This is a genomic window from Paraburkholderia sp. EG286B (genome assembly GCF_040965655.1).
Taxonomy (GTDB): domain Bacteria; phylum Pseudomonadota; class Gammaproteobacteria; order Burkholderiales; family Burkholderiaceae; genus Paraburkholderia.
The window spans coordinates 113,245-138,102 of record NZ_JBFRCF010000001.1 but is presented as its reverse complement, the minus strand read 5'-3'; the positions used below and the strand labels follow the sequence as shown (position 1 = coordinate 138,102).

The window sequence follows — 24,858 nt, the reverse complement described above, 5'->3', positions numbered from 1 at the left end:
ACCAGAATTGACTCCCGCAAAGCGATCGACCTTGAATTCCAGTGCGTTTCAGGAAGATCGACGCGCGAAACGGCCCCATACTTTCCTCGACAGGGTGGGTAGCACCCATAAGAGGCAAGCAAATGAACCGCAGACAAATGATGCAAACGACGCTCCTCGCATCGCTTGCCGTGGGTGGCAGTTCCGCGTGGGCATCGGCCGAGGGCGCGGAGCAAGCGGAGCCCGCCGCGGGCTTTCGTGAGGAAAGCGATAGTCTTGGCGTCGTCAATGTACCGGCAGACAAACTATGGGGCGCACAAACCCAACGCTCGCTTCAGCATTTCAGCATCGGCGACGATCTGATTCCGCGTGAAATGATCATCACCTACGCGATCCTGAAAAAGGCGGCGGCCAACGTCAATTTCGAGGAACAGCGGCTTGGCGCGACTCAGCACGATCTCATCGTCAAGGTCTGCGACGAGATACTCGCCGGCCAGCATCACGACATGTTTCCGCTGCACGTATGGATGACTGGAAGCGGTACGCAGTTCAACATGAACGTCAACGAGGTGATCTCGAATCGGTGCTGTCAACTCGCCGGCACGCCGCTCGGCAGCAAGACACCCGTGCATCCGAACGATCATGTGAACATGTCGCAGTCGTCGAACGATTCGTTTCCGAGCGCCATGTACATGGCGGCGGCAATCAACGTCAAGGAGCGGCTCGCGCCGACCGTTACCGCACTGCGCGACGCGATTGGAGTAAAAGCGGTTGCCTGGAAGGACATCGTCAAGATCGGGCGCACGCATATGCAGGACGCGACTCCGATCACGTTGGGTCAGGAGTGGTCCGGCTACGAGGGTATGCTCACCGACAACCTGGAGCGGCTCGACGATGCGCTAAAGGGCGTCTATCGCCTTGCGCTCGGCGGCACGGCGGTTGGCACGGGCCTGAATTCCACGCCCGAATTCGCGGGCGCCGCCGCTGCCGAGATTGCCCGCCTGACGAATCTTCCGTTCGTCACAGCCCCGAACAAGTTCACGGTGCAAGGCGCGCACGATGCGCTCATTCATCTGTCGGGCACGATGCGCACGCTCGCGTGCTCCCTCTACAAGATCGCCAACGACATTCGGCTGATGTCGTGCGGGCCGCGCGCCGGATTCGCAGAACTGATCATTCCGGAGAACGAGCCGGGCTCGTCGATCATGCCGGGCAAGGTCAACCCCACGCAGGCCGAGGCGCTCGCGATGGTCGCAACGCAAGTGATCGGCGACGATGTGGCAACGGGGATCGGGGGCGCAAGCGGCTATCTGGAGATGAACGTCTACAAGCCGCTGATCATCTTCGACATCATGCATTCCATCGCCATCATGAGTGACTCATGCACGAACTTCCGCAAGTTCCTCGTGGAAGGGACGAAGCCGAACCTGGCGAAAATCCAGCAAGATGTCGACCGCTCGCTGATGCTCGTGACGGCGCTTTCGCCGGTGATCGGCTATGACAAGTCGTCGAAGATCGCGCACTATGCGTACGACAACGATCTCACGCTCAAGCAGGCCGCCTTGAAACTCGGCTATGTGACCGAAGCGCAATTCGACCAGATCGTCGATCCGCGGAAAATGGTCAAGCCGTATGTTGCGCATCAATAGATTGCCGATCGCGGTTACGGCCTGCACGGCCCACACGCCACCTGGCAGCCGCACGCGCGCACGAATGGCGCGGCTTTCCGTGCTACGCTAGGCGCGCTTCGAAAGCGCGCGAGCGCGCCGGGCTGCCGTTTCCCGACGACGCGCGCAAATTCATCGCTTCGAAGGGGTCGTGCCATCCAGTTCCACGTCTGCATAAAGCGAAGGCGTCATGGACAACCTTGCCAGGCTGGTGTCGATCGTCAGTCGCCGGACTTCCAGGGCGGAAGGCCATGTCTTTGCCGTCACGCCCGAGCGCGTGGCGATTGCGGAGGGCGTGCGTGCCGCCCTGGCGATGGCGCCGATGCTGGCCGCGGCAATGCTGCTGGCACGACCCGAGGTTGCGCTGGGCGCCGTTGCGGCTTTCTGGAATTGCCTGTGCGATCCCCAAGGCGGGAAAGCCGCACGCCTCAAAGCGATGGGCACCTTCACGATCCTGGGGGGCATCGTCATGCCGCTCGCTGCCTACACGGCGAGCTGGGGCTATATCGCGAGCCTCGTCACGTTGTTCGTCCTGGTCTTTCTGTGCGGACTGGCGCGATCCTACAAACCGGCTCTCGGGCCGATGCCCACGCAGGCAGGTCTCGTTGCCTCGCTCGCCGTCGTGATTGGGGTTGCGTTGGCCAGACCTTTGCCCGGCGCGCTCGAGCTGGCCGGATATTTCCTGCTTGGTTCCGTCTGGACCATGCTGTTTTGCGTCTTCCTCTGGCCGATTCCGTTCCGGCAGTCCGCCAATCTGATGCTGTCGACGATCTTCGGAAGACTGGAGCTCATGGCCGGCTTTTTGCTCGCGCTGGATCCGCTCCCAGGTATGAATGTCACCGGGTGGGAGGAGTTCGATACCGTGCACCGCCGGGGCGTACGTATGTCGATCGAACGGGGAAGGGCATTGGCGGCGCTCGACACCAGCAGTGGATCGCGCCTCGGGGCGTATATCGATACGGCGGCCAGAATCTTTTCTGCGTTGATTGCCCTCGGTCATTCCCGGCGCATTTCCCAGGCGCCCCTCAGCGCGAAATCGCGGCAGCTGCTGCAAGGACTGCAGGAGGTGCTTCAGGGGTTGAGCGCCCATGCCCTGCTGGATCGTCCGCTGCCCGATGCGCTGGTCATGCAGTCGAACGCGCTCGTGCGCCAGGATGCCGGTCAGGACGAGATGGCAGCGCGTTCCGTGACGTTTGCGGCGAGCGCCATTGTCCGCCTCGCCGAGGGTGGCTTCGCCCGGGTCGTCGGCAGCAAGGCGTCTCCGGTCGCCGAAGCGCGTACCCGCCAGATCGTGGATTCGCTGGTTTGGCGTCACGCCCTGAGAGTTGCGATGGCAACCGTGGTCGCTTTTGTCATCGGCACCTGGCTGAACGTCGCGCTCGCCTATTGGGGCGCGCTCGCGGCCATCATCGTGACACAACCGATTTCCTCCAACACCTGGCTGCGCGTTCTGGAGAGAGCGATCGGCAGCCTCCTTGGCGGACTGATTGCCGCGGCACTTCTGGCGACGTTGCCGGGTCCGGGCGCCGTCCTCGTCGCCATTCTGCCGCTTGCCGCTGCGGCCATTGCCTCGAGGCTGGTGAGCTACGGCTTGTTCGTGGTCTTTCTTTGCCCCATGTTCATGCTGGTTTCCAACTTCATTCACCCGACTGGCGGTTTGATTGCTGCACGCTTTTTCAATGAAATCATTGGCGCCGTCGTGGGCGTGGCAGCCAGCTTCCTCCTGTGGCCCGAGCGGAGCAGCGACACGCTTACCGCAGCCGTTTCCGCGGCGATTTCTGCCAACATGCGCTTCGCGTCGGCCGCGCTGCGGCTGGACGCTGGTGCGGCAAGCACGCTGGATGACCTGCAACGAGATGCCGGACTCGCGAGCACTCGCCTGGAAGCGGCACGAGAGCGCATGCTGCTGGAGGGACGTTGGCGAGCCGCGTGGCTCGAGCGCCTGCGGGACGTCATCGTGGCCTTGCGTTCGGTTTGCGGTGCTGCCGCGGTGCTCGAGGTCCTGCGGGAAGGGGACCCCGGCGCGCTTGATCGCCAAAGAGCTGACGGCTACGACGCGATGACCGTTCAGCTGCTGCACGCGCTGGCTTCCCGGGCCACCTGGCCGTTGCCGGCGGCTCAACCGGCCGGCGTTGCCGAAGACGACCTCGGGCAGGCAATCCGTAACTTGATAAGCGCTTTCAATGCCTACGTTTCCAGATAGCCGGGAAACGTGCAGTTTGACAAAAAGCATATTGTTTTCGTCATCGCTACTTTGCCGATCCACATAGAATGACTTCGGCCTCATGTCTTCGCACAGGAAAGGGGGTAGCCATGGCAAAGCAGAATCTGACGTTTCTTCTGAACAGGAATCTGGATTTTCCCGTTGCCGCGGAACCCTGGACAAGTCTGTTGTCAGAGGCAGGCATGAATGCCGAGGTGACGACGGACATTCCGGAGATGAACCGGCTGCTCGAGGCGGGCCGCCCGAATATGGCCTATGTTCCAGGGGCGGGTTTCTGCGTGATGATGCGAAAGGGTAATCCGCACTATCGCGGACTCGTCATCGCAACATCGAAGTTCTCCGGTCAACCGGCTCAACGCACGCTGCTTGTGGTGCGTCACGACGATCAGGCAAATACGCTCGACGACCTTGAAGGATCGACGTACGGATACCTGAACCGGTCCTGTTCTTCCAGTTTCTTTCCGCCTGCCATCATGTTGAACGAGAAAGGAAAGAAGCTTGAAACCTTCTTCGAACTCAAGCAGGTTGCGGGATGGCAGGACCGGGTCGATGCGGTTGTCGCGAAGTCCATTCGCGCAACGATGATTCTGGAAGACGTATGGAAGATGACACCCGCGAACGTGCAGACGACGAAGGTCATCGGCCAATATGATACTTGCGTACCCGCGGTTCTGATCGTACGCAAGGATCTCAGTCCGGACGTCGCGACAACATTTCGGGAACATCTCTTGAGCTACATGCCGGACTGGAAAAACGTCTACGGGGCGTTCCGCCCATTTTATTTCGCCGATATCCAGACCTTTTACCACCAGGTTTGCCAGCTGCCTGACGATGAGGTTTGATTGGCGTGATGTCGGGGCCGAAGGCAAGACGGTTGATACACCGCTAACCGTGCTGCTCAAGCGCAAATCCGGGCGAGAACTGTGCGGCCTCGACGCTGTTCAATAGTTTCTTCGCTGCGCGCTGCCGATCGGACGGCAGCTCGAGCAGCTCTCCAACCAATGCATTCGTTGCGTCTTCGAGTTCGCTGTCCATCGCGAATTCAGTGGCAATGCCCCAGTCATAGGCCTGCACCCCACATATCAGTCGGGAGCGCATGACGATGTCCTTTGTACGCCCGGTGCCGATCAAGCCACGCAGGCACGCCGCGCTTTCGAAGCCGACGACCCGGCCCGTGGTTTGCTCGGGAAGTCCGTAAAGTGTCGTTTCCGTGGCGAGCCGAAGGTCGCACGCAAGAGACAACTCGAACGCCGCGCCGAAGCAGTAACCTCTGTTTGCGGCAATGACCGGCTTGCTGCAACGCGATGGTGAGCTCAGCGCCCACGCGAGCCGCGACTCATGGTCTGTCGATACGTCAATACATTCGTGCTTGAAGTTCCCGCTGGAGAAGTGTTCGCCCGCGCCGCGCAGCACGATCACGCGGACGGCCGCGTCAGCGTCCAGAGTCTCGAATACGTGACGTATCTGCTCGCATTGCTTGAGGGACATCCGGTTGAAGGGCGACCGGTCGAGAACGATTTCGGCACTTGAGTTCTTCGGACTGAATTCGACGCGGAAGCCGTCGAACCGGGTTGGCAATCCGGGTGCCTGAAAGGCAAGCGTCGTCATGGTTTCCTCAGATGCTAAACCGCCCATCCTCGAGCGACGTATTCATATGAACATGCGAGGTGCTACCGGAATACGGGTGCGAATTCCGCTGATGGTGCGCTACAAGTGCGTAACACTCAATACCAATCTAACACGAGTTAGTCAATTTTCAACCGCGAAGTCACTATGAGTGAAGATGAGAAGATTTTGAGCGATTCAGCCTTGAAATCGCGAGCGACGAGCAATCGGCAATAGACCTTCACGCGGACCTGCGGTATTTCCTTCCTCGCGTCGCGAGCCGACTTCGCGAGGTTTGCAAATGACGCGCCCCAAACCGGACCGGCCCAAACTTCGCCTCCTCGTGCCGTTGACCTCTACCGCTCGCCGTACTTGAATGTTCCTCGCGAATTGGCTAGCCTGAATGCAGGCCTCGTCAGGAAGGCCGCGTTTATGCACGGACGCACGAAGGCGTCTTTTTTTGCATCCAGGGCTAACGCGCGTTAGCCCTGCGATCTTCAGGAATGCCATGGCAACGGCTCCGGCAACAAGCGGTCGGTCGCTGATAGCAACCGTGCGTCCATCCACGCGGCAGCGCAACGGGGAAGCGCTCACGGCGTGGATGATGATCCTGCCTTCGCTGATCGGTCTCGTCGTGTTTTATCTGGTGCCAACGGTGAGGGCCATAGGTGTCAGCGCAACCGACTGGAACCTCATGTCTGCACCACGCGGCGTCGGACTGGATAACTATCGCGCAATGCTCACCGATGGCGAATTCTGGCACGCACTGATTCTGTCTGCATACTATGTGATCCTGAATATTCCGCTGCAGACCGCGTTCGGACTGCTGCTCGCCGTGCTGATGGACCGTCTATGTGGAGCGATTGCAATCCGCGCGATCGTGCTGTTGCCATTTCTTCTCTCCAATGTGCTCGTCGCGCTGATGTGGGTATGGCTTCTCGACCCAATGCTCGGTTGGATCAATGCGTTGCTCGGGGCAATCGGCCTTGCAAACCGGTCATTCTTCGGCTCACCGGTCGAGGCGCTCGCCACAGTCGCGGCCGTCAATACGTGGCGATATACAGGCATGGTCGCGTTGCTGTTTCTGGCCGGCATGCAGCGCATTCCCCGCTGCCTTTACGAGGCAGCAATACTGGATGGCGCCGGCGAATGGCAGCTGTTTCGCAGAATTACGGTTCCGCTGCTGCGGCCCGTGATGTTGTTCGTGATCGTTACGAGCATGACCGGTGCGTTCCAGATCTTCGACACGGTCGCCGTGGCGACACATGGCGGGCCGGCCAGCTCGACGCGCGTGATCGTCTACTACATCTACGAAAACGCGTTCAGGTTCCACAGGATGGGCTATGCGTGCGCCATGTCGATCGCATTGCTGTCCATCATGGCCGTGTACACCGTGGTGCAGATGCGGCTTTTTCGTGCAAGCGAGTCCGAGCTTGCTCTCTTGAGTTCCGATCTCGGCGCGCTCGATCACGCGGTCGCTGCGCCAACACACGTACGGCATATCAGCATGGGGCGAGTGCTTGCCTGGTGTGTGCTCGCGGCGATGATCGCCGTGACGGTGGTTCCGCTCCTGATGGTCCTGCGCACCGCGCTGACGCCGCCCACTGATGTGTATACGTCAACGGGAAAATGGTTGTCGCCGGCATTCACGCTGGAGAACTTTCGTCGCGCCCTTGGATGGGTGAACGACGACGTCGCGCTTGCCGATGGGGGATCGGGCGGCAACATCGATTTCCTGAGAGCGTTGCTGAATTCGGCGATCTTTACGGGGCTGATCGTCATCGGTCAGGTCGTGTTCAGCGCCATGGCCGGCTATGCTTTCGCGCGCTTGCGTTTCCGGGCGCGCGAGCCGTTGTTTGCACTGTTCCTCGTCTCCTTGATGCTGCCGAATATCGTTCTGTTCATTCCAAACTTCATTCTGATCAAGGAACTAGGTTGGCTCAACACCTATGCAGGCATGGTGGCGCCGTTTTTTCTTGTATGGGCGTTCGCGATCTTCTTTCTCCGCCAGGCATTCTTGTCGATTCCTCGCGACTTGGAGGAGGCAGCGCTGCTCGATGGGGCATCGCACTGGAAGATATTCTGGCGCATCGTGCTTCCGGTCAGTTGGGCGCCGATTGCGACCGTCGCGATTCTATCGGCCGTCAATGCCTGGAATGAATTCCTTTGGCCGTTCATCGTGGCGAACGCCGACGGCATGCAGGTACTGACCGTTGCCTTGCAGGCGTTCAAGTCGCAAGCGCCCCAGGGCGCTCCCGACTGGACCGGCCTGATGGCTGCCGCATGTCTGGCCGCTCTTCCGATGCTCGCTTTGCTGATTGCTTTCGGGCGCTATGTGGTCGACAGGCCGGCGGCAAAGAATGAGTGGCTTCGAGTCCGGACGCGCATATGAAGATTCCTTCGTTCCGCAGCAGGCGATATCCGATCCCGCAGGTCGTTGCGGTGTTTACGGCGATGGCCACGGCGATCGTCGCGCATGCGGCTGGCACCGTCGAAATCAGGTACGCGCTCTGGGATGCGAATCAGCGACCTGCCTATCAGGCGTGCGCCACGCAGTTCGAGAAAGAGAACCCCGGAATCCATATCAGGATCTCGCAAGTCGGATGGTCCGACTATTGGACGGTGCTCACGACGCAGTTCGTGTCAGGCACGGCGCCCGATGTATTCGCCAATCACTTGATGAAATATCCAGAGATGGTCACCAATGGGCAACTCGTCGATCTGGCTCCGTACATCCAGCGCGACAAGGTCGCGACTGGCGGTTTCTATCCCGCATTGCTGTTGAACTGGTCGAGGAACGGACATCAATACGGCTTGCCGAAGGACTGGGATACCGTAGCGCTGGTCTACAACAAGCAGATGTTCAAGGATGCGGGCATCGACCCGGCAGCGATCTCGGGCTGGACATGGAATGACCGGGACGGCGGTACATTCGGGAAGGCAATCGCGCGGCTGACGATCGACGCCAACGGCAATCGCGGAGATTCGAAGCAGTTCGACGCGCAGCACGTCAAGGTGCGCGGGTATCAGATCGGACGGGCGGGCGGCATGATGGGGCAGACCGAATGGAGCGCGTTCGCGGTGTCCGAAGGCTTCAAATATAACGATGGCCCCTGGACCACTCACTACTATTACGACGATCCGCGTCTGGCGCGCACGCTAGATTGGATCGTAGGCCTGATGAAAAAGGGCTATTCGGCACCTTTCGACGAAGCCAGCAAGCTGGGAAGTTCGGCCATGCTTGCCGCGGGGAAGGTGGCAATGGTGAGCGACGGCTCGTGGATGGTCAACTGGTACGCGCAGAACGCGAAGTTCGAGGTCGGATACGCGGTGCTACCCAAAGGTCCGGCCGCGCGCGCGACCATGTTCAACGGGCTGGCGGACTCGATCTGGAGCGGCAGTGCGCATCGGGAAGAGTCGTGGAAGTGGGTCAGGTTCCTGGGTTCCGCGACTTGCCAGAAGATCGTTGCACAGACTGGCGTCGTGTTTCCGGCAATACAGGGCCTCGACCGGATCACGGTCGACGTTCATGCGAAACGCAATATCGACACCCAGGCCTTCCTCGATATGAGGCAGGCAACGACCTACCAGCCTCCCGTCGCAACGGGTGCCGCGCAGATCGACGCGATCATGGATGCGACCATCGAATCCATTTTTTTGGGCCGCGCCGACGCCGCCACAGCGCTCAAAGAGGCCAATGAGAAGGTTAACGCGGTCGCGCGACACCAGGGCGATTGAGTCACGCGCGCTCACCCAGGCGCACACAACGGAGTAGACGTGCATGCCATCGAGACAGCCAGTCAAGATCGCCTTGATCGGAGCGGGTAGCACGGTATTCGCGCGCAATCTGCTCGGCGACATTTTCAGCTATCCGGAACTCGCGGACGCGAGCATTGCCCTGCACGATATCGATGAGCGCCGGTTGGAACTCTCAGCGCTCGTTGCGAGCAGGGTGGCGGGACAATTGCAGGCGAGTCCCCAGATTGTGGCGACGACCGATCGCGCACGCGCGCTCGATGGCGCCGACTACGTGCTGAATCTGATTCAGGTAGGCGGCTATAAGCCAGCCACCGTGATCGACTTCGAGATTCCGAAGCGCTACGGACTCGAGCAAACGATCGGTGACACGATCGGCATCGGCGGGATCATGCGAGGGCTGCGCACCATTCCGGTAATGCTCGAATTGCTCGCAGAGATGGAGCGCGTCTGTCCCGATGCCTTGCATCTGAACTACGTGAATCCCATGGCGATCGTGTGTTGGGCGATGAACCGCGCGTCGTCGATCCGCACGATCGGGCTATGTCATAGCGTGCAGGCCACCGCGGCGGAGCTCGCGAAGGACATCGACGTGCCGTTCGATGAGGTCCGCTACACGTGCGCCGGCATCAATCACATGGCGTTCTTCCTGACCTTTGGGCGGCGCGGCGAAGATCTCTATCCTGCGCTGCATCGGGTGCGAGCGGAAGGGCGTGTCCCCGACTCAAATCGCGTCCGATACGAGATGCTTCATCGGCTCGGCTATTTTCCGACGGAGTCGAGCGAACATTTCAGCGAATATGTGCCGTGGTTCATCAAGCGCGGACGCGATGACCTGCTCGAGAGGTTCAATATTCCAGTGGACGAATATCCCGGCCGCTGCGAGGTCTATGAAGCTTCGAGGGAGTGCCTGGAACGAGAACTTCGTGAGCCGGGGTCGCAGGACCCGGAGGGCTTGCGAGCCACGTTACTCGCGCAGCGGTTCAAGGTCATGGACAAGCGTCATGATGATGCGGTGGCGCGTCTCGAAGGTCTGCGCACGATGACGCGCTCGCAGGAATTCGGGGCGACGATTATCCACTCGATAGCGTCCGGCACGCGCAACGTGATCTATGGCAACGTGCCCAATACCGCGCTCATCGATAACTTGCCGCAGGGATGCTGCGTCGAGGTCCCCTGTCTCGTCGATGCGAATGGCGTGCAACCGACCCATATCGGGGCCTTGCCGCCCCAGCTTGCTGCATTGATGCGCACGAATATTGGCGTGCAGGAATTGACGGTCGAGGCAGCGCTCACGGGACGCCGCGATCACGTTTATCATGCCGCGATGCTGGATCCGCATACGGCGGCGGAACTGGATGTCGACCAGATCGTCGCGCTGGTCGACGATTTGCTCGACGCGCATCGCGACTGGCTTCCTCTGAGTCTGTCGAGGCGCGTGCATGGCGGAGTCGGGAACTGATGCGCAAGTTCAGCGCAACGCATTCGTGCGTGCGCCGTGCGCCGCCCCGGTTGTGCATATAAAAATGAGCCCGAAAATCACCACAACGAGAGTCACAAGCAGCCAGGTCGCAAAGCTAGCGGGCGTCTCGCGCACAACTGTCTCATTTGTTCTCAACGATGTCCCGCACATGGGAATCAGCGAGGAGACGCGCGAACGCGTGCTGAACGCTGCCCGTCAGTTGGGCTATGTGCCAAACGCGGCTGCGCGTTCGCTGGTGAGCGGCGCAACCCGCACTGTGGCGCTCGTGACGCCGCATAGCGAACACCTGAGGGTCGATGCGTTCATTCCACGCATGCTTGCGGGCGTGAACGACACCTGTCACGCGCACGGATACAAGGTGATATTCGAGCCGATCATCGAGACGGGACGTTCGGGTGGCAGCTTCATCGAGCTGGTCGACAGCCGCCGTATCGACGGACTCATTGCCATCAATACGCCGCGCTCCGATGATGTCCATCTCGCGCGTCTCGCGTCCGAAGGCTTTCCGCTTGTGGTCTTCGGATCGAAGCTTGCCGAACACGCGAACATCTATAGCATCGACGTCGACATGCGCGAAGCCTCGCGCGTCGCAACGCGGCATCTTCTCGCGCTTGGGCACAAGCGGGTCGCCTACCTCGGGTTTGCGTCCGATGAGTACCACGGGGTCACGGAGCGCCTCTACGGATATCGCGACGCCATGCGGGAGTTCGGTTTCGGCCTGGAAGGCGAGTGTGTCGGATTCGCGAACTTCAACGCACAAAGCGGTTACGACGCCATGAACGCAATGCTCGAGCGCGGTCCATCCTTCACCGCACTGTTTGCAGGCAACGACACCGTCGCATTCGGTGCGATGGCCGCATTGCGCAAGGCTGGCTTACGCATACCTGATGACGTTGCCGTCGTCGGATATGACGATATTCCACTGGCCGCTTTTGCGACGCCGCCACTGACGACAATGCGGACGTCGCCTTATGAGCAGGCATGCGAGGCATCTAGCCTGCTGGTACGCCTTATGGCTGGCGAACGACCCGACGAGTTGCATTCGATGATGGCGGTTCCGCTTATCGTGCGCGAGTCTTGCGGCAGCAGAATCGGACAGGCGTCGCCCTGACGCGGCATTCGCAGCACTCGTCTATTCTGCGCGCACTTTGAAGGCAGGACAATCGCACCGGGCGCGAGCGGTGCGGCCTTCATCATGCTCATCGGCCACACAAGGCACTGTATGTTTAGACAGTATCCTGCCGAACGCGGCCGCGCCGCTAACTTCCTTCAGCAAATAGCAGATAGAAGACGTAGTTGTCTCGTGCCAACGGGATTTGCGTCGCCCGTTGCACGCAACAGGTCGCCGACCAATCTCCGATGGTTTGTCGCGAGTATGAGGTATCGCGAGAGCCTATTGATATTCCTATGGTCAATTCGTGTACCCGCCCGCCTTCGCATAACGAGTAAGAGCACGCTGAATTGAAGTGAAGGGGCGAAAAACGCGATGGCACTTCCACGCCGACAGTCAGACAACTTATCGATCTTGAAATAGAAAGTAATGTTTCTCACTGCCTGGCGCAAACTAATTCGACACCAAATGTTGTATTCGTCGTCCGATGTGGCATAGTGGGAAAAACTAACTTATCAAAGGAATTCCACGAATGGCTACGCTCCAATCGATTCAGGCAAGAATCGCAAAGCTGCAGGCTCAAGCAGAATCGCTGGCCACAACGAAATCGTCGGCGGTACTCGAGAAGATTCGCGGCCTGATGGACAAGCATGCAGTGACGGTCGCCGACATTGAGGCATTTGTCGGCAAACGGCGCGGCCGCAAGCCGGGAAAGACGGTCGCCGCGAAGCAGGGCTCGTCGGCAGCGAAATATCGCGATCCCAAAACCGGCGCGACCTGGACCGGCCACGGTCGTGCTCCCGCGTGGATTGCAAATGCAAAGGACCGCAGCAAGTTTCTGATTGCAGGCGCGGCGCCGAAATCGGCCGCTGCTGTGAAAGCGCCTAAGGCAGGTAACTATGTGCGCGGACCGCAGCCGCCGAAATATCGCGACCCGAAAACCGGCGCGACGTGGTCCGGTCGTGGCATCGCACCGGCATGGCTCGCCGGCGCGAAGGACCGGTCGAAGTTTTTGATCGAAAAGGCTGAGCCTGCAGCGAAGACGGCCAAGGCGCCGGCAGCGAAGAAAGCCGCTGCAAAAAAGAACGCTGCAACGAAAAAGGCCGCTGTCAAGAAGGTGTCTGTGAAGGCGGCGGCATCGCCGGCACGGAAAGCTGCGCCGAAGAACGGCGCAGCGGCGAAATCACCGGTCGTCCGAAAAGCCCGTGCGCCGAAGCTCGTGGTGAAATCACCGGCGCCCGTCGAAGCTGCTGCGCCCGCGGCGGCCACTGAAGCTGTGAGCACGGCCGCTGCGGCCTGAGTGGCACGCGCCGGGCTCCAGAAGCCTGCTTCCAGCCCGGTTCAGCGCTTGTTACTCGTGGCGGGGACCGCGTGAACACACGGACGGTTGCTGGCATCGACGTGGGCGGTGACAAGAAGGGCTGCCATCTGGTCATTCTGGAGGGCAGCCGTGCTTTCCGGCCTGCCGACACGAAAACCCCACAGGAGATGCTGCAAGCGTGCCTCGAGTATGACGTCCAGGCCGTCGGGATCGACGCGCCTTGCCGATGGGGTGTCGAAGGCGAAGGGCGGCGTGCGGAACGCGAGCTTGCGCATCAACGCATCTTTTCCTTTGCCACGCCAACCCGAAAGCGGGCCGATGAAAACCCCAGTCGCTTCTACCGGTGGATGTTCAACGGAGAAGCCATTTACCAGGCCTTTTCTTCCGCCTATCCGCTGCTGTCATCTCGCGATTTCCAGGGCGGGCGTGTCAGCTTCGAAACGTTTCCCCATGCCGTGACCTGTGCCCTCCGGGGCAAAGCGGGGACGTCTGCGAAGGAGAAGCGCCGGCAGCGGCCTGAAGTCCTGGAAAGCGCTATGATCGACGCCTCTGGCTTGAAATCGATCGACGACTTCGACGCCGCGCTGTGTGCGCTGACCGCGAGATACCTGGTCGAGGGGCGCACATTTGCTTACGGCGACGTGGACGGTGGTTACATTCATGTTCCGATTCCGCTTTCGTTGAACACGTATTGACGCGAATACCGTGCCGCCGTGTGGGAAGGCGTTGCAGGTGGCTTGCCGTGCGTTATGTCCCACTGCAGTTGTCGCGAGGGCAATCCCAGCTATGCACTCGAGCAGCGAATTTACCTATTTCGCGTACGGCTCCAACATGTCGGTACGACGCCTCGTCGTGAGGCTGCCGTCAGCGAGGGTCGTCACCACGGGGTTCGTGACAGGCTACAAACTCGCGTTCGACAAATTGAGCAAGAAGGACGGCTCGGGAAAATGCGATTGTGAGCACACGGGAAACGTCGGTGACAGAGTCTATGGCGTCATTTTCTCGGTCGTGCGTGGCGAACGGGAGGCGCTCGACACATTCGAAGGAGCGGGTAAGGGTTACGAGCCTTTGAGTGTCCGGGTCGAAACCTCGACCGGCGGAGTGTATGCACTGACCTACGTCGCTACGAAAAAGCAGCCCGGCCTTCAGCCCTACCATTGGTACAAGCAGCATGTATTGGTGGGCGCAAGGGAGGCGAATTTGCCTGAAGACTACGTGCGAGCCATCGAGGCAATTCACTCTATCGACGATCCTGATTCAGCCCGAAGCGAGACGGAGCTTCGGGCTTACTCCGCGACTTGACGGCTCGCGACGACACTACCGCGGCAAACACCAGTTCACCGACTGAGGTTTTGCCAAAAAGCCGTCGCTTTTGCCACCCCGGCGCTGAGGAAGTTGTCGGTGGCGGTTTGGTCCAGATTCCCGTTCGCATCCCTCGTATAGGAATCCATGAGGTCGTTGAACACCTGGCTTGCGCTCTTGATACTCGTGCTCACGCCCTCGACAAACTCAGTCAGCGACACCTGACCATCGTCGGATGTGTCGAAGCTCCTGAAAAGCTGCTTTGCGGCGTCGGCCGCGACGCCGGCTCGTGAGAGTTGGGCCTGAGTTCAGACTGCTTGCAGATGACACGGACATAGCAGGATCCTTTGGCAGTGAATTGATATTGGATAGGGCAGGAAGCTGCATGCCGACGCTGGTACCCGGCTGTATTGCGGTTGCACTTCAGGTGACTTTAGATTTTTTAAATATTGGCTGAATTCCGCGTTCTCATCCCTTTCCGAGCGGCGGCCGATGTGAGAATCCCGCCATGTTGCTCAACTGGGCCAACTCATTGGCCGCCTCGCGTAGCAGTCCCGAGTACTGGTGAATTTTCCCGGTCGTTAGCCGTACCCGGGGACCGGCCAGGCTGATGACGCCGACGCAGCGCGTACCGCTCACCACGGGCGTCGCCACTGCCGACATGCGCGGGGCAAACACCTCGTCGATCATCGCGTAGCCGCGCACGCGCGCCGCATGCACGAAACCGAGCAGCGCTTTGAGCGTCGTCGGCGCATTGGGTCCGAACTCATTCGGCTGTCCGAAGCCTTGCTTCAAGACGAGCGCGGCCGCCTGTTCATCGGTCATCGTCATGAGCCATGCGTGTCCGGTCGCCGTGCAGGAAAGTTGTGCCGCCTGGCCCATGTCGGGATCGTAGCGAAAGCCGGAGCGTTGTCCGTCCGCCTTGCCGACCCAGATGATCGCTTCGCCATCCACCAGCGACAGCCGCGCGAGTTCGCCCGTCTGTGCAGCCACGCGTTCGATGATCGGCTGGGCGATATCAGCGATGCCCGTGAGGCTCAGGAATTCGAGTCCGTTCGACGTCATGCGCATTGTCAGGATGTAGCGGCTGTGATCGACCCGTTGCCTGACATACCCGCTTTCAACGAGTTCGGCGAGCAGGCGGTGGCAGGTGCTGCGCGGCAGCGACAAGGCATCGGCAATGGCCACGAGGCCCGCACCTTCGCCTTTCACGGTTCCCCGTGGGCCATCGTAGCGGTCTGCGGCTCGCTGAACCTGATCTCCTTCCTGGCGATCGCAATGTCCCGGGAAACCAAGGACACGGTCCTCGAACGCTCTTCTACACACTGACACCATGACGCGCAAACTCTACATCCTCAATGGTTCCAACCTGAACATGCTGGGCGCGAGGGAGCCCCATCTTTATGGCAGCACTACGCTGAAGGACATCGAACAGAATTGCCTCACGCTCGCCGACGCTCTCAAGTTCGACTGCGTATTTCGTCAAACAAACAGCGAAAGCGAGTTGATCGACTGGATTCAGGAAGCGTTCCTGCAGGACGCCGCGCTGATTATCAATCCGGCCGGCTTTTCATTCGGTCGCATTCCGGTGCTCGACGCAGTCAAGCTCATCCGCCGGCCAGTCGTGGAATTGCATATCACCAATATTCATCAACGCTCGGAGGAATATCGTCACTCGACGATTTCGGTGGCGGCCACAGCGGTAATTTGCGGGGCGGGAGCGGACGGATACTTGCTGGCGATCCGCGCGATCGACGATCTGTGGGGTAAGCAGACTTGAGCCGGCTCCTCCATTTATGAAGTACGCGGGCTCCTCGATGGAGCCCGCTTCGGTCGGCATGCGCCACATCATCTGTCCCGACTTGCAACATCCGGCAACACCGGTGGTAACATTTGTTGTCACCCACTGCCCGAGCGACGCATGCCAGACAGTTTCGACCAGCTCGCCGCGCTGATCCGCGCGCGTTTCTCCGACTTGAGCCCGCAGTTCCAGACCGGCGCTGCCTTCCTGCTCGACCATCCCGACGAAGTGGCCGTCTCGTCCATGCGCAAAGTGGCCGAGCGCGCCCGGGTGCAGCCCGCTTCGCTCGTGCGGCTTTCCCAGCAACTGGGCTTTCCGGGCTGGAACGAGCTGCGGGACCTGTTCGTCGCGCGCGTGCGCACGCGGCCGGAGCCGCTTTCCTCGCGGGCCCGCTCGCTCGTGGCGGGCCATGCGAAGGACGGCCTGGCGCGCGACCTGCTCGTGGCGCAACAGCACAATCTGGAGGCGAGCGCCGCGCACAACACGCGCTCGATGGTCGAGGCGGCGCGCGTGTTGCGCCGCGCGAAGCACGTGCACGTGGCGGGCTTTCGCTCGTGCTATGCGGTGGCGTTCGGGCTCGTCTACGGTTACCGGCTGTTCCGGCCTTCGGTTTCCTTGCTGGGCGGCGAGGCGGGCACGCTGGAAATGCAGTTGCTCGGCATCGAGCGCGACAGCGCAACGATTGTTGTCAGCTTCGCACCGTATTCGGTCGAGGCGGTGCGCGTGGCCGAGGCCGCGCTCGCCAAAGGCAGCCGCCTGATCGCGATTACCGACAGCGCCGTCTCGCCCATTGCGCTGAACGCCGACAAGGCGCTGATCTTCACGCACGAAAGCCCGTCGTTTTTCCCTTCGCTCGTCGCTGCGACAGCGTTGGCCGAGTCGCTCGTCGCCCATCTGCTGGCGCTCGAAGGCTCGGGCGCGATCGCGCAGCTCGAACAGGCCGAGCGTTCCCTGAATGCACGCGGCGCTTACGTGCCCTGAGCGCCGCACCGGCATTTCCGCGCCGTTTCACGCCTGTTTTCCCGCAGCTGGATGCCGTTGTGAGACGGCATCCGGTTTTGTCTCGTCCGTATCTATCGCATTTGTTGTAACCGATATTTAAATTGACAACATATGTTGTTGAGGCGTATAAAGCGCACTATAGGAAGAGGCAGGCCCATCGGTAGCAAAAGCGAGAAACAGATGCAGGAACTCAAGACATTCCGGGGCGCGGCCCTCAGCGCGGCCGGCTCGCCCGAGGCGATCGGCCGGCAGCTAGGCGCACATGTGAAGCCGATGTTTGCCGGCTACATGGCGCAAAGCAGCGCCTGGCAGGCGGTGAGCCGCTGGCGCGGCAGTGCGTTCGCGCAGCAGCTCCGCGCCGCAGCCGTGCGGCATTTCCCGGCCTACGTCGCGGAAATCGACGCAATGGCGCAGGCGCTCGACTGGTCCGCGGACGACCTGTTCCTCTGGAATTGCCGCGGCGAGCTGATCCACAACGCGCCGGACGGCTGCACGACGCTTGCATCGTGCACGCCGGGCGCGGGCCTCATTGCGCACAACGAAGACGGCGACCCCTGGCTGCATGGCCGCTGCAGCGTGGTCGAGGTCGAACCTGAAGGAAAACCCGGTTTCGTGAGCTTCTACTACCCAGGTTCGCTGCCGGGGCATACCTTCGCAGCCACGCGCGCGGGACTTGCGCAAGCGATCAACAACGTGCGCATCCGCGAGCCGCGCGTGGGCGTGCCGCGCATGATTCTGGCGCGCGCCGTGCTCGATTGCGCGACCCTGGAAGAAGCGCTCGCGCTGCTGCGCGACACGCCGCGCGCGAGCGGCTTCCACCACACGATCGGCGGGACCGACGAGGCGGGCGAGGTGCGTGTGGTTAGCGTCGAAGCGACCGCGCAGCGCGCTTCGATGCGCGAAGTGAGCGCGCCCTCGGGCCACGCGAATCACCTCATCCACACGGGCTGCGAGCACGAGGCGCAGATCGTCACCGACTCGTCGCGCGATCGCCAGACCCGTCTCGCCGAACTGTTACCCGCGCTTGGCGCGCAGCCCGACGGCGCAGCTTTCGTGCAGGTGCTGCAGGATCGGGCGGGCGCAGGCCTGCCGATCTTCCGCGACGACCCGCACGACCCCGACGACGAGAACACGCTCGCGACCGCCTGCATGCGCATCGAGCCACGCGGCGTGGCGTTCGACGTCTGGCAGGGCGGCGAGCGCGTGCTCGGCCGTTTTATCGATTCGAACGCGCGCCATGTGGACGGCGCAACCCGCTAATCATTCACGGACTTCATCGAGGATCCATATGACCAAGGTGTTTCACCGGATGCCAAAGCAAACCTTGCCCGTCGCGGTGGCGGGCGAAGGCATCGAAATCATCGATTCGACCGGCAAGCGCTACATCGACGCAAGCGGCGGCGCCGCGGTTTCATGCCTCGGCCACAGCAACCAGCGCGTGATCGACGCGATCAAGCGTCAGGCGCAGCAACTGCCGTACGCGCACACCTCGTTCTTCACGACCGAGGCCTCGGAGCAACTCGCCGATCACCTCATCGCCGCGGCGCCCAAGGGGCTCGACCATGTGTACTTCGTGTCGGGCGGTTCGGAGGCGATCGAGGCCGCGCTCAAACTCGCGCGCCAGTACTTCGTGGAGAAGGGGGAGCTTGCGCGCCGCCACTTCATCGCGCGCCGGCAGAGCTATCACGGCAACACGCTCGGGGCGCTCGCGATCGGCGGCAATGCGTGGCGCCGCGAGCCGTTCCTGCCGATCCTGATCGAATCGCATCACGTGAGCCCGTGCTTTGCGTACCGCGAGCGCCACGAAGGCGAAACCGACGAGGCCTACGCGCAGCGTCTTGCCGACGAACTCGAGCAGAAGATTCTCGAACTCGGACCGGAGACGGTCGCGGCCTTCGTCGCGGAAACCGTGGTGGGCGCAACGGCCGGCGCGGTGCCGCCCGTGCGCGAGTACTTCCGCAAGATGCGCGCGGTGTGCGACCGCTACGGCGTGCTGCTGATCCTCGACGAGATCATGTCGGGCATGGGCCGCACCGGCTATCTGTTCGCCTGCGAGGAGGACGGCGTTGCGCCGGATCTGCTGACGATCGCGAAGGGCCTGGGCGCAGGCTACCAGCCGATCGGCGCGACGCTCGTGAGCCAGCGCATCTACGAGACGATCGTGGGCGGCAGCGGCTACTTCCAGCACGGCCACACCTATATCGGCCACGCCACGGCCTGCGCGGCGGCGCTCGAAGTGCAGCGCGTGATCGCCGAAGAGAAGCTGCTCGACAACGTGCTCGCCCGTGGCGAACAACTGCGCGCGCGTCTGCGCGAGCGTTATGCGGACCATCCGTACGTCGGCGACGTGCGCGGCCGCGGCCTGTTCGTGGGCGTCGAGCTGGTGAAGGACCGCGCCACGAAGGCGACCTTCGACCCGGCGCTGAAGCTGCACGCGGCGATCAAACGCGAGGCGTTCGCGCGCGGCCTGATGGTCTATCCGATGGGCGGCACCGTGGACGGGCGCAACGGCGATCACGTGCTGCTCGCGCCGCCTTTCATCTGCACGGAGCAGAACATCGACACGATCGTCGAGCGGCTCGCCGCCGCGGTCGACGGTGCGCTCGACGCAACGGGCGTGGCGCGCCCGGCATAAGCTTCACCGTATGGGATTGAAGTGCAACTAACTGTCCGCCGCTAGCGGCGACCGCAAACGGTCGCGCGCGGCCGGCCATGACCTCCAACGGAGTCCACCCATGACGCAAAACCCGACCTCGCGGCTTCCCGCATTCGACGCTGCCCAGGCTTCGCCGGAACGGAAGGCGGTGCTGGACGAGATTCTTTCCGGTCCGCGCGGCAACCTCAACGGCCCGTTCCTCGGCTGGATCCACAGCCCGGAACTGGCGCAGCATGCGCAGCGCCTTGGGGCGTTCTGCCGCTACCAGACGGGCCTGTCGCTGCGCCTCTCAGAACTGGCGATTCTCGTCACGGCCGCACGCTGGCAGGCGCAGGCCGAGTGGTACATCCACTATCCCATCGCGCTGAAGGCGGGCGTGCCCGAGGCGCTGGCCGAGCAGATCCGCACGGGCGCCACGCCCCGGTTCGACGAGCCCGACGACGCGCTGATCTACGCGTTCACGACCGAGCTGTACGACACGAAGCGTGTGTCCGACGCGACCTACGCCCGCGCCGTCGAGCGCTTTGGCCACGAGACCACGATCAACCTGGTCGGGCTGCTTGGCTACTACGCGCTCGTCGCGATGACGCTCAACGTCTTCGGCATGCGCGCGGAAGGCCAGACGACCTTGCCGTTTGCCGAATGAGCGCGTCCTGACCGCGTCCTGCTCACGCGCTGCCCCATCCGGTTTTGCCGGATGGGGTTTTTTTTGCACCGCACTGCAATTCCATTTAAGTGACAACCGTATTTCAAGTGCATAAATTTTGAGGTCATCCGGTAAAACATGAGGATTTGCCCGCAGAGGAACAGTTGAGTGCGGCGTGAGCGGATTAATCGAACGGACGGTTTATTGGTGCAGAAAACGTTTCCACTTGCTCTGGCCGGGCTTACGGTTTATGGACGAAATCGTTAATGCAGCCTCCGCGTGCCATGTTTATTGCCGCTGCATTGCGGTATTTTGTGGCTATGGATTCGAAATAATATGACTGTTTCGTGGGAAACCTTGCCCGGTAGCTTTTGCCAGCCGTGTACGGCTTTCCGCGTAAATTGTGCGGAACGGGATTAAGCGGGGGTTTCGCTGTGCGTCGAATAACAGGGTTTTCAGCAGGTTTAATGGAAACCACTTGCACGCATTAATTCGAGTTGTTAGTCTTGCCAAACTTATTAATGACCGCCCCATTCTCATTATCGAAAGGGCGGGAGGGAGCCGGGGGCTAACCCGCCCGGTTTTTTTCTCTGTGCGACATTTTTAACGGGGAACATCATGCTTGATACGACCATCGACGTAGCCGAAAAGCCGCTCGCTGCCATGGCCGGAATTGGCGACGTTGTCACCCTGAAATCGGGCGGTCCGCGTATGACCGTCATGTATGCCGGCCCGGTTGGCTTTGCCAGCGGTCACTGGCTGATCTGCCAGTGGTTCGACGAGCAAGGCGAACTGCGCCAGGACATGTTCGCTCAGGACATGGTGCAGCTCGAACCGCGCTCGATTCCCGCGGCATTCGTCAAGATGCGCAACCCGGCTGGCGGAAGGGCCCTCGGGGGGTTCTGAAGCGTAGGCCAGACTGCCCTGCGCACACGCACACGCGTCGCGGGCGTGCCAGCCAGGGACGAAGACGGACGAAGAATAGCGGCCGGGCCAGATGCGCCCGGCCGTTTGCTTTAGCGCTGGCCTTCGGCGGCGATACGCACGGCGAGTCCGGCCAGCACCGTACCCATGAGCCAGCGCTGAAGCTTGAGCCAGCCCGGCCGGTCGCCGAGAAACGTTGCAATCGTACTCGCCGTCATCGCCACGGCGGCATTCACGCTGATCGAAAGCGCGATCTGCACGCTGCCGAGCACGATGGACTGCGCGAGCACGCTGCCGTGATGCGGGTCGATGAACTGCGGCAGCAGCGACAAATACAGAATGGCGATTTTCGGATTCAGCAGATTCGTGACGAAGCCCATCAGAAAGAGCTTGCGCGGGCGGTCGGCGGGCAGCTCGCGCACCTGGAACGGCGAGCGGCCGCCGGGCTTGAGCGCCTGCCATGCGAGCCAGAACAGGTAGAGCGCACCGCCCAGGCGCAGCGCGTCGTAGGCGAACGGCACGGCCATGAGCAATGCGGTAATGCCGAAGGCGGCGCACAGCATGTAGAACACGAAGCCGAGCGCGACTCCGCCCAGGGAGATCAGGCCCGCCTTGCGGCCCTGGCAGATCGAGCGCGAGATCAGGTAGATCATGTTCGGTCCGGGCGTGAGCGCCATGCCGAGTGCGACGGCGGCAAAGGCGAGCAGCGGGGCGGCGTGTGGCATGACGGGGCTCCGTGTTGAGGGTTGCTGTCAGGTGTGAGGGTGACTCGAGCGACGGGCGCAGGCCGGTGCGCTTCAGCGTCATCTAGCGCGATCAAAACGGCCTGGCCAACGCAGCTAGATTCCCGGTGATTATTTCATGCGACGGCGGCGCTTGCGCGCCATGGCCTGCAGCGTTAGCCAAACGGACAAGCGGGAACGGCCTCAATGCGAGGAGCGCTTGCTCTCGGCGGCGCGGGTTTCGCGCGCCTGGACCCGATCGTCGAGCCGGCGCGAGAAGAGCAGCATGCCCAGCCGGCGGTTGCGGACCCGGGTCTGGCCGCCGAGATCCTTCGGCGGATTCGGTTGCAGCGCCCAGAAGAACGCCAGCAGCCAGCCGAGCAGCGTCCAGCCGAGCACGGCATTGAAGACTGCGATGACCAGCAGGTCGTGACGCTGGCGCCTGTCGGCGATCAGCGCTGGGAGAAAGTAGAGCGCGACCACCGCTGCGAGAACGACGATCTCGAAGAGGGAACGGCTCACCATAGTTCCAATCTCCAGAAAAAGGGCGGAATATGCCCGATTCATCATTGTCGCGCGGATTGGCCCTGAGCGCACGCCATGCCCTGGCCGGACGGCCGACACCGGGCGCGAGGGGTGTCGGCGAGCGGGGGTTCGGGTCTATCATCGGGTTTTTCATCGCTGGGAACCCACACCATGATCTCCGACCCCTCCGAGGCCACCCGCCAACTCGACCACGACGAACTGCGCGCCTTCGTCGAACGCAAATGGCATGACGAGATCGTGCCCGCGTTGACCGACTACATCGCGGTGCCCGCCAAGAGTCCGGCATTCGACCCGCAGTGGGCCCAGCATGGCTACCTCGAGCGCGTCGTGCAGGATGCCGCGAAGTGGGCGGAACAGCAGCCGGTGCGCGGCCTGAAGCTGGAGATCGTGCGCCTGCCCAATCGCACGCCGGTGATTTTCTTCGAGGCGCCCGCCACGCGCTCGGGTAGCAGTGAGACGGTCGTGCTCTACGGCCACCTCGACAAGCAGCCGGAATTCGCGGGCTGGCGCAACGACCTCGGCCCCTGGACGCCGAAGCTCGAAGACGGCCGCCTCTACGGTCGCGGCGGGGCTGACGACGGCTATGCGATCTACGCGAGCGTCACGGCGCTCGCCGCGCTCGACGCGCAAGGCATCGAGCGTCCGCGCTGCGTGGGTCTCATCGAAACCTGCGAGGAGTCGGGCAGCTACGACCTGCTGCCTTATGTCGATGCGCTGCGCGAGCGGCTCGGCAACGTCGGCCTCGTCGTGTGTCTCGATTCGGGCGCGGGCAACTACGACCAGCTCTGGCTGACCACGTCGCTGCGCGGGCTCGTGGCGGGCGACCTCGAAGTCGAAGTGCTCGAGGAGGGCATTCACTCGGGCTCCTACGGCGGCATTGCGCCGTCCAGTTTCCGCGTGATGCGGCAACTCTTCGAGCGTCTCGAAGACGCCGCGAGCGGCACGCTGCTGCCCAAGGGTTTCCATTGCGCGATTCCCTCGCAGCGCCTGAGCGAAGCCGAGGCCACGGCGAAGATCCTTGGCGAAAGCGTCTGGAAGACCATGCCTTGGGCGTGCGGCCAGGACGGCCGCCGCGTGCTGCCCACCACCACGGACCCGCAGCAGGCACTGCTCGATTCCACATGGCGGCCCTCGCTTTCGGTCACGGGCGCGGCGGGCCTGCCGGCACTGGCCGACGCCGGCAACGTGCTGCGGCCGCGCACGGCATTCAAGCTCTCGCTGCGCCTGCCGCCGCTAGTCGAGGCTTCGAAGGCCGTCGCCGAACTGAAGGCGCTGCTCGAACTCGATCCGCCGTATAACGCCAAGGTCACCTTCAAGCCTGACGCGGGCGCAGCCAACGGCTGGAGCGCACCGGAACTCGCCCCGTGGCTCACCGAAGCACTCAACGCCGCCTCGCGCACGCATTTCGGCGCGGACTGCGCTTATCTCGGCCAGGGCGGCACGATCCCGCTTATGAACGTGCTGCAGGCTGGGTTTCCCAAGTCGCAGTTCATGGTGTGCGGCGTGCTCGGCCCGAAGTCCAACGCGCACGGGCCGAACGAGTTCCTGCATGTGCCCTACGCGAAGAAGCTCACGGCCACGGTGGCCGAAGTGATCGCCGCCGCGCCGTGAGTCGCCCTTGAGCGGCTAGTGGCGGTGAGGGGCGGGCGCGCCGTCTGCGGGCGGCGCGTCCTGTGCGGCGTGCCCGTCGCCATGGCATGAACAGCTTTCGTCATCGATAGGCTGTTCGAGACTCTTCATGATCCCGCACTCCGCGCTGCTGCTCTGGTGGGCATGGCAGCTCTCGCGCAGCGTTCGTAACTGCTGCTCGAGCACGCGCATCGCTTCGATCTGCTGATGAATGCGCTCGATCTGGCTGTCGATCAATTCGTTGACCTCGTCGCAGGGCTGGCTCGGGTCGGCCTGGAAGCGGCGCAGCATGCGGATGTCCGCGAGCCCGATGCCCAGCGACCGGCAATGGCGGATGAAGTTGAGCTGCGCGGCGTGCACGGCCGTGTAGCTGCGGTATCCGTTGGTTTCGCGTGCGGGCTCGTCCAGCAGGCCTTCGCGCTCGTAAAAGCGCACCGTTTCGACATCGCAGTGCGCGCAGCGCGCCAGTTCACCAATTCGCATG

At 62.0% G+C, this 24,858-nt stretch carries 23 protein-coding genes; 17 read left to right on the top strand and 6 right to left on the bottom strand.

Features of this window, described 5'->3' with window-relative positions:
- Window positions 1-122 precede the first annotated feature (122 nt).
- The 3 genes from AB4Y42_RS00605 to AB4Y42_RS00595 all read left to right on the top strand — a co-directional run bounded on the left by AB4Y42_RS00605 (window position 123) and on the right by AB4Y42_RS00595 (window position 4,712).
- Window positions 123-1,628 carry a class II fumarate hydratase gene (locus tag AB4Y42_RS00605; RefSeq protein WP_368693071.1) on the top strand — a complete coding sequence of 502 codons (1,506 nt, stop codon included), beginning with the start codon at window positions 123-125 and terminating at the stop codon, window positions 1,626-1,628.
- A gap of 208 nt (window positions 1,629-1,836) precedes the next feature.
- Window positions 1,837-3,849, top strand: coding sequence for an FUSC family protein (locus AB4Y42_RS00600; RefSeq protein ID WP_368693070.1), 2,013 nt, complete (start codon window positions 1,837-1,839; stop codon window positions 3,847-3,849).
- Window positions 3,850-3,959: 110 nt separating this feature from the next.
- Window positions 3,960-4,712 carry a phosphate/phosphite/phosphonate ABC transporter substrate-binding protein gene (locus AB4Y42_RS00595; RefSeq protein ID WP_368693069.1) on the top strand — a complete coding sequence of 251 codons (753 nt, stop codon included), beginning with the start codon at window positions 3,960-3,962 and terminating at the stop codon, window positions 4,710-4,712.
- Between the two features lie 43 nt (window positions 4,713-4,755).
- On the opposite strand, the gene AB4Y42_RS00590 is transcribed toward AB4Y42_RS00595, so the two are convergent.
- Entirely contained in the window at window positions 4,756-5,478 is a 723-nt protein-coding gene (locus AB4Y42_RS00590; RefSeq protein WP_368693068.1) for an enoyl-CoA hydratase/isomerase family protein, read from the bottom strand.
- A 505-nt stretch (window positions 5,479-5,983) separates the two neighbouring features.
- On the opposite strand from AB4Y42_RS00590, the gene AB4Y42_RS00585 reads away from it, so the two are divergent.
- From AB4Y42_RS00585 to AB4Y42_RS00555, 7 genes are all read left to right on the top strand, one after another.
- Window positions 5,984-7,867 carry an ABC transporter permease subunit gene (locus AB4Y42_RS00585; protein ID WP_368693067.1) on the top strand — a complete coding sequence of 628 codons (1,884 nt, stop codon included), beginning with the start codon at window positions 5,984-5,986 and terminating at the stop codon, window positions 7,865-7,867.
- Window positions 7,868-7,929: 62 nt separating this feature from the next.
- Window positions 7,930-9,213, top strand: coding sequence for a sugar ABC transporter substrate-binding protein (locus AB4Y42_RS00580; protein ID WP_368687014.1), 1,284 nt, complete (start codon window positions 7,930-7,932; stop codon window positions 9,211-9,213).
- A gap of 43 nt (window positions 9,214-9,256) precedes the next feature.
- A complete protein-coding gene (locus AB4Y42_RS00575) occupies window positions 9,257-10,693 on the top strand; it encodes an alpha-glucosidase/alpha-galactosidase (RefSeq protein ID WP_368693066.1) in 1,437 nt (478 codons plus the stop codon).
- A gap of 64 nt (window positions 10,694-10,757) precedes the next feature.
- On the top strand, window positions 10,758-11,825 hold the full coding sequence (locus tag AB4Y42_RS00570; RefSeq protein ID WP_368693065.1) for a LacI family DNA-binding transcriptional regulator: 1,068 nt from the start codon (window positions 10,758-10,760) through the stop codon (window positions 11,823-11,825).
- Between the two features lie 532 nt (window positions 11,826-12,357).
- Complete coding sequence (locus AB4Y42_RS00565; protein WP_368693064.1) at window positions 12,358-13,125, top strand: H-NS family nucleoid-associated regulatory protein; 768 nt, start codon at window positions 12,358-12,360, stop codon at window positions 13,123-13,125.
- Between the two features lie 71 nt (window positions 13,126-13,196).
- Window positions 13,197-13,841 carry a DUF429 domain-containing protein gene (locus AB4Y42_RS00560; RefSeq protein WP_368693063.1) on the top strand — a complete coding sequence of 215 codons (645 nt, stop codon included), beginning with the start codon at window positions 13,197-13,199 and terminating at the stop codon, window positions 13,839-13,841.
- 91 nt (window positions 13,842-13,932) lie between these two features.
- Window positions 13,933-14,448: a gamma-glutamylcyclotransferase family protein gene (locus tag AB4Y42_RS00555; protein ID WP_368687009.1), complete on the top strand. Its 516-nt coding sequence runs from the start codon at window positions 13,933-13,935 to the stop codon at window positions 14,446-14,448.
- 35 nt (window positions 14,449-14,483) lie between these two features.
- Here AB4Y42_RS00555 and AB4Y42_RS00550 read toward each other — a convergent pair whose 3' ends face one another.
- Both AB4Y42_RS00550 and AB4Y42_RS00545 read right to left on the bottom strand, forming a co-directional pair.
- The gene (locus tag AB4Y42_RS00550; protein WP_368687008.1) at window positions 14,484-14,669 is read right to left on the bottom strand and encodes a hypothetical protein; all 186 of its coding nucleotides are present in this window, start codon (window positions 14,667-14,669) and stop codon (window positions 14,484-14,486) included.
- A 247-nt stretch (window positions 14,670-14,916) separates the two neighbouring features.
- Entirely contained in the window at window positions 14,917-15,792 is an 876-nt protein-coding gene (locus tag AB4Y42_RS00545) for an IclR family transcriptional regulator (RefSeq protein WP_368693062.1), read from the bottom strand.
- Between AB4Y42_RS00545 and AB4Y42_RS00540 the strand changes: the two genes are divergently transcribed.
- The 6 genes from AB4Y42_RS00540 to AB4Y42_RS00515 all read left to right on the top strand — a co-directional run bounded on the left by AB4Y42_RS00540 (window position 15,782) and on the right by AB4Y42_RS00515 (window position 21,459).
- Window positions 15,782-16,228: a type II 3-dehydroquinate dehydratase gene (locus tag AB4Y42_RS00540; RefSeq protein ID WP_368693061.1), complete on the top strand. Its 447-nt coding sequence runs from the start codon at window positions 15,782-15,784 to the stop codon at window positions 16,226-16,228. The two genes, AB4Y42_RS00545 and AB4Y42_RS00540, sit on opposite strands and share 11 nt — an antisense overlap.
- Before the next feature lie 141 nt (window positions 16,229-16,369).
- Complete coding sequence (locus tag AB4Y42_RS00535) at window positions 16,370-17,230, top strand: MurR/RpiR family transcriptional regulator (RefSeq protein ID WP_368693060.1); 861 nt, start codon at window positions 16,370-16,372, stop codon at window positions 17,228-17,230.
- A 201-nt stretch (window positions 17,231-17,431) separates the two neighbouring features.
- Window positions 17,432-18,511, top strand: coding sequence for a C45 family autoproteolytic acyltransferase/hydolase (locus AB4Y42_RS00530; protein ID WP_368693059.1), 1,080 nt, complete (start codon window positions 17,432-17,434; stop codon window positions 18,509-18,511).
- Between the two features lie 28 nt (window positions 18,512-18,539).
- Complete coding sequence (locus tag AB4Y42_RS00525) at window positions 18,540-19,886, top strand: aspartate aminotransferase family protein (protein WP_368693058.1); 1,347 nt, start codon at window positions 18,540-18,542, stop codon at window positions 19,884-19,886.
- A gap of 100 nt (window positions 19,887-19,986) precedes the next feature.
- Window positions 19,987-20,553: a carboxymuconolactone decarboxylase family protein gene (locus tag AB4Y42_RS00520; protein WP_368693057.1), complete on the top strand. Its 567-nt coding sequence runs from the start codon at window positions 19,987-19,989 to the stop codon at window positions 20,551-20,553.
- Between the two features lie 618 nt (window positions 20,554-21,171).
- The gene (locus AB4Y42_RS00515; RefSeq protein ID WP_368687001.1) at window positions 21,172-21,459 is read left to right on the top strand and encodes a YodC family protein; all 288 of its coding nucleotides are present in this window, start codon (window positions 21,172-21,174) and stop codon (window positions 21,457-21,459) included.
- A 110-nt stretch (window positions 21,460-21,569) separates the two neighbouring features.
- Here AB4Y42_RS00515 and AB4Y42_RS00510 read toward each other — a convergent pair whose 3' ends face one another.
- Together AB4Y42_RS00510 and AB4Y42_RS00505 are read right to left on the bottom strand one after the other, a co-directional pair.
- Window positions 21,570-22,202, bottom strand: a complete 633-nt coding sequence (locus AB4Y42_RS00510; RefSeq protein WP_368693056.1) for a LysE family translocator — start codon at window positions 22,200-22,202, stop codon at window positions 21,570-21,572.
- A gap of 201 nt (window positions 22,203-22,403) precedes the next feature.
- Complete coding sequence (locus AB4Y42_RS00505) at window positions 22,404-22,724, bottom strand: superinfection immunity protein (RefSeq protein ID WP_342920880.1); 321 nt, start codon at window positions 22,722-22,724, stop codon at window positions 22,404-22,406.
- A gap of 171 nt (window positions 22,725-22,895) precedes the next feature.
- Here AB4Y42_RS00505 and AB4Y42_RS00500 point away from each other — a divergent pair, with 171 nt between their 5' ends.
- Window positions 22,896-24,356, top strand: coding sequence for a M20 family metallopeptidase (locus AB4Y42_RS00500; RefSeq protein WP_368686999.1), 1,461 nt, complete (start codon window positions 22,896-22,898; stop codon window positions 24,354-24,356).
- A 15-nt stretch (window positions 24,357-24,371) separates the two neighbouring features.
- On the opposite strand, the gene AB4Y42_RS00495 is transcribed toward AB4Y42_RS00500, so the two are convergent.
- Window positions 24,372-24,857, bottom strand: coding sequence for a Cd(II)/Pb(II)-responsive transcriptional regulator (locus AB4Y42_RS00495; RefSeq protein WP_342920878.1), 486 nt, complete (start codon window positions 24,855-24,857; stop codon window positions 24,372-24,374).
- Between the last annotated feature and the right edge of the window lies 1 nt (window position 24,858).

Bases quoted from the DNA above. Each gene is read 5' to 3' on its own strand.
- AB4Y42_RS00595 (WP_368693069.1), top strand. From the start codon at position 3,960: ATGGCAAAGCAGAATCTGACGTTTCTTCTGAACAGGAATCTGGATTTT.
- AB4Y42_RS00505 (WP_342920880.1), bottom strand. From the start codon at position 22,724: ATGGTGAGCCGTTCCCTCTTCGAGATCGTCGTTCTCGCAGCGGTGGTC.
- AB4Y42_RS00540 (WP_368693061.1), top strand. From the start codon at position 15,782: ATGACGCGCAAACTCTACATCCTCAATGGTTCCAACCTGAACATGCTG.
- AB4Y42_RS00510 (WP_368693056.1), bottom strand. From the start codon at position 22,202: ATGCCACACGCCGCCCCGCTGCTCGCCTTTGCCGCCGTCGCACTCGGC.
- AB4Y42_RS00555 (WP_368687009.1), top strand. From the start codon at position 13,933: ATGCACTCGAGCAGCGAATTTACCTATTTCGCGTACGGCTCCAACATG.
- AB4Y42_RS00520 (WP_368693057.1), top strand. From the start codon at position 19,987: ATGACGCAAAACCCGACCTCGCGGCTTCCCGCATTCGACGCTGCCCAG.
- AB4Y42_RS00585 (WP_368693067.1), top strand. From the start codon at position 5,984: ATGGCAACGGCTCCGGCAACAAGCGGTCGGTCGCTGATAGCAACCGTG.
- AB4Y42_RS00565 (WP_368693064.1), top strand. From the start codon at position 12,358: ATGGCTACGCTCCAATCGATTCAGGCAAGAATCGCAAAGCTGCAGGCT.
- AB4Y42_RS00580 (WP_368687014.1), top strand. From the start codon at position 7,930: ATGGCCACGGCGATCGTCGCGCATGCGGCTGGCACCGTCGAAATCAGG.
- AB4Y42_RS00570 (WP_368693065.1), top strand. From the start codon at position 10,758: ATGAGCCCGAAAATCACCACAACGAGAGTCACAAGCAGCCAGGTCGCA.
- AB4Y42_RS00600 (WP_368693070.1), top strand. From the start codon at position 1,837: ATGGACAACCTTGCCAGGCTGGTGTCGATCGTCAGTCGCCGGACTTCC.
- AB4Y42_RS00605 (WP_368693071.1), top strand. From the start codon at position 123: ATGAACCGCAGACAAATGATGCAAACGACGCTCCTCGCATCGCTTGCC.
- AB4Y42_RS00515 (WP_368687001.1), top strand. From the start codon at position 21,172: ATGCTTGATACGACCATCGACGTAGCCGAAAAGCCGCTCGCTGCCATG.
- AB4Y42_RS00535 (WP_368693060.1), top strand. From the start codon at position 16,370: ATGCCAGACAGTTTCGACCAGCTCGCCGCGCTGATCCGCGCGCGTTTC.
- AB4Y42_RS00500 (WP_368686999.1), top strand. From the start codon at position 22,896: ATGATCTCCGACCCCTCCGAGGCCACCCGCCAACTCGACCACGACGAA.
- AB4Y42_RS00495 (WP_342920878.1), bottom strand. From the start codon at position 24,857: ATGCGAATTGGTGAACTGGCGCGCTGCGCGCACTGCGATGTCGAAACG.
- AB4Y42_RS00530 (WP_368693059.1), top strand. From the start codon at position 17,432: ATGCAGGAACTCAAGACATTCCGGGGCGCGGCCCTCAGCGCGGCCGGC.
- AB4Y42_RS00590 (WP_368693068.1), bottom strand. From the start codon at position 5,478: ATGACGACGCTTGCCTTTCAGGCACCCGGATTGCCAACCCGGTTCGAC.
- AB4Y42_RS00525 (WP_368693058.1), top strand. From the start codon at position 18,540: ATGACCAAGGTGTTTCACCGGATGCCAAAGCAAACCTTGCCCGTCGCG.
- AB4Y42_RS00575 (WP_368693066.1), top strand. From the start codon at position 9,257: ATGCCATCGAGACAGCCAGTCAAGATCGCCTTGATCGGAGCGGGTAGC.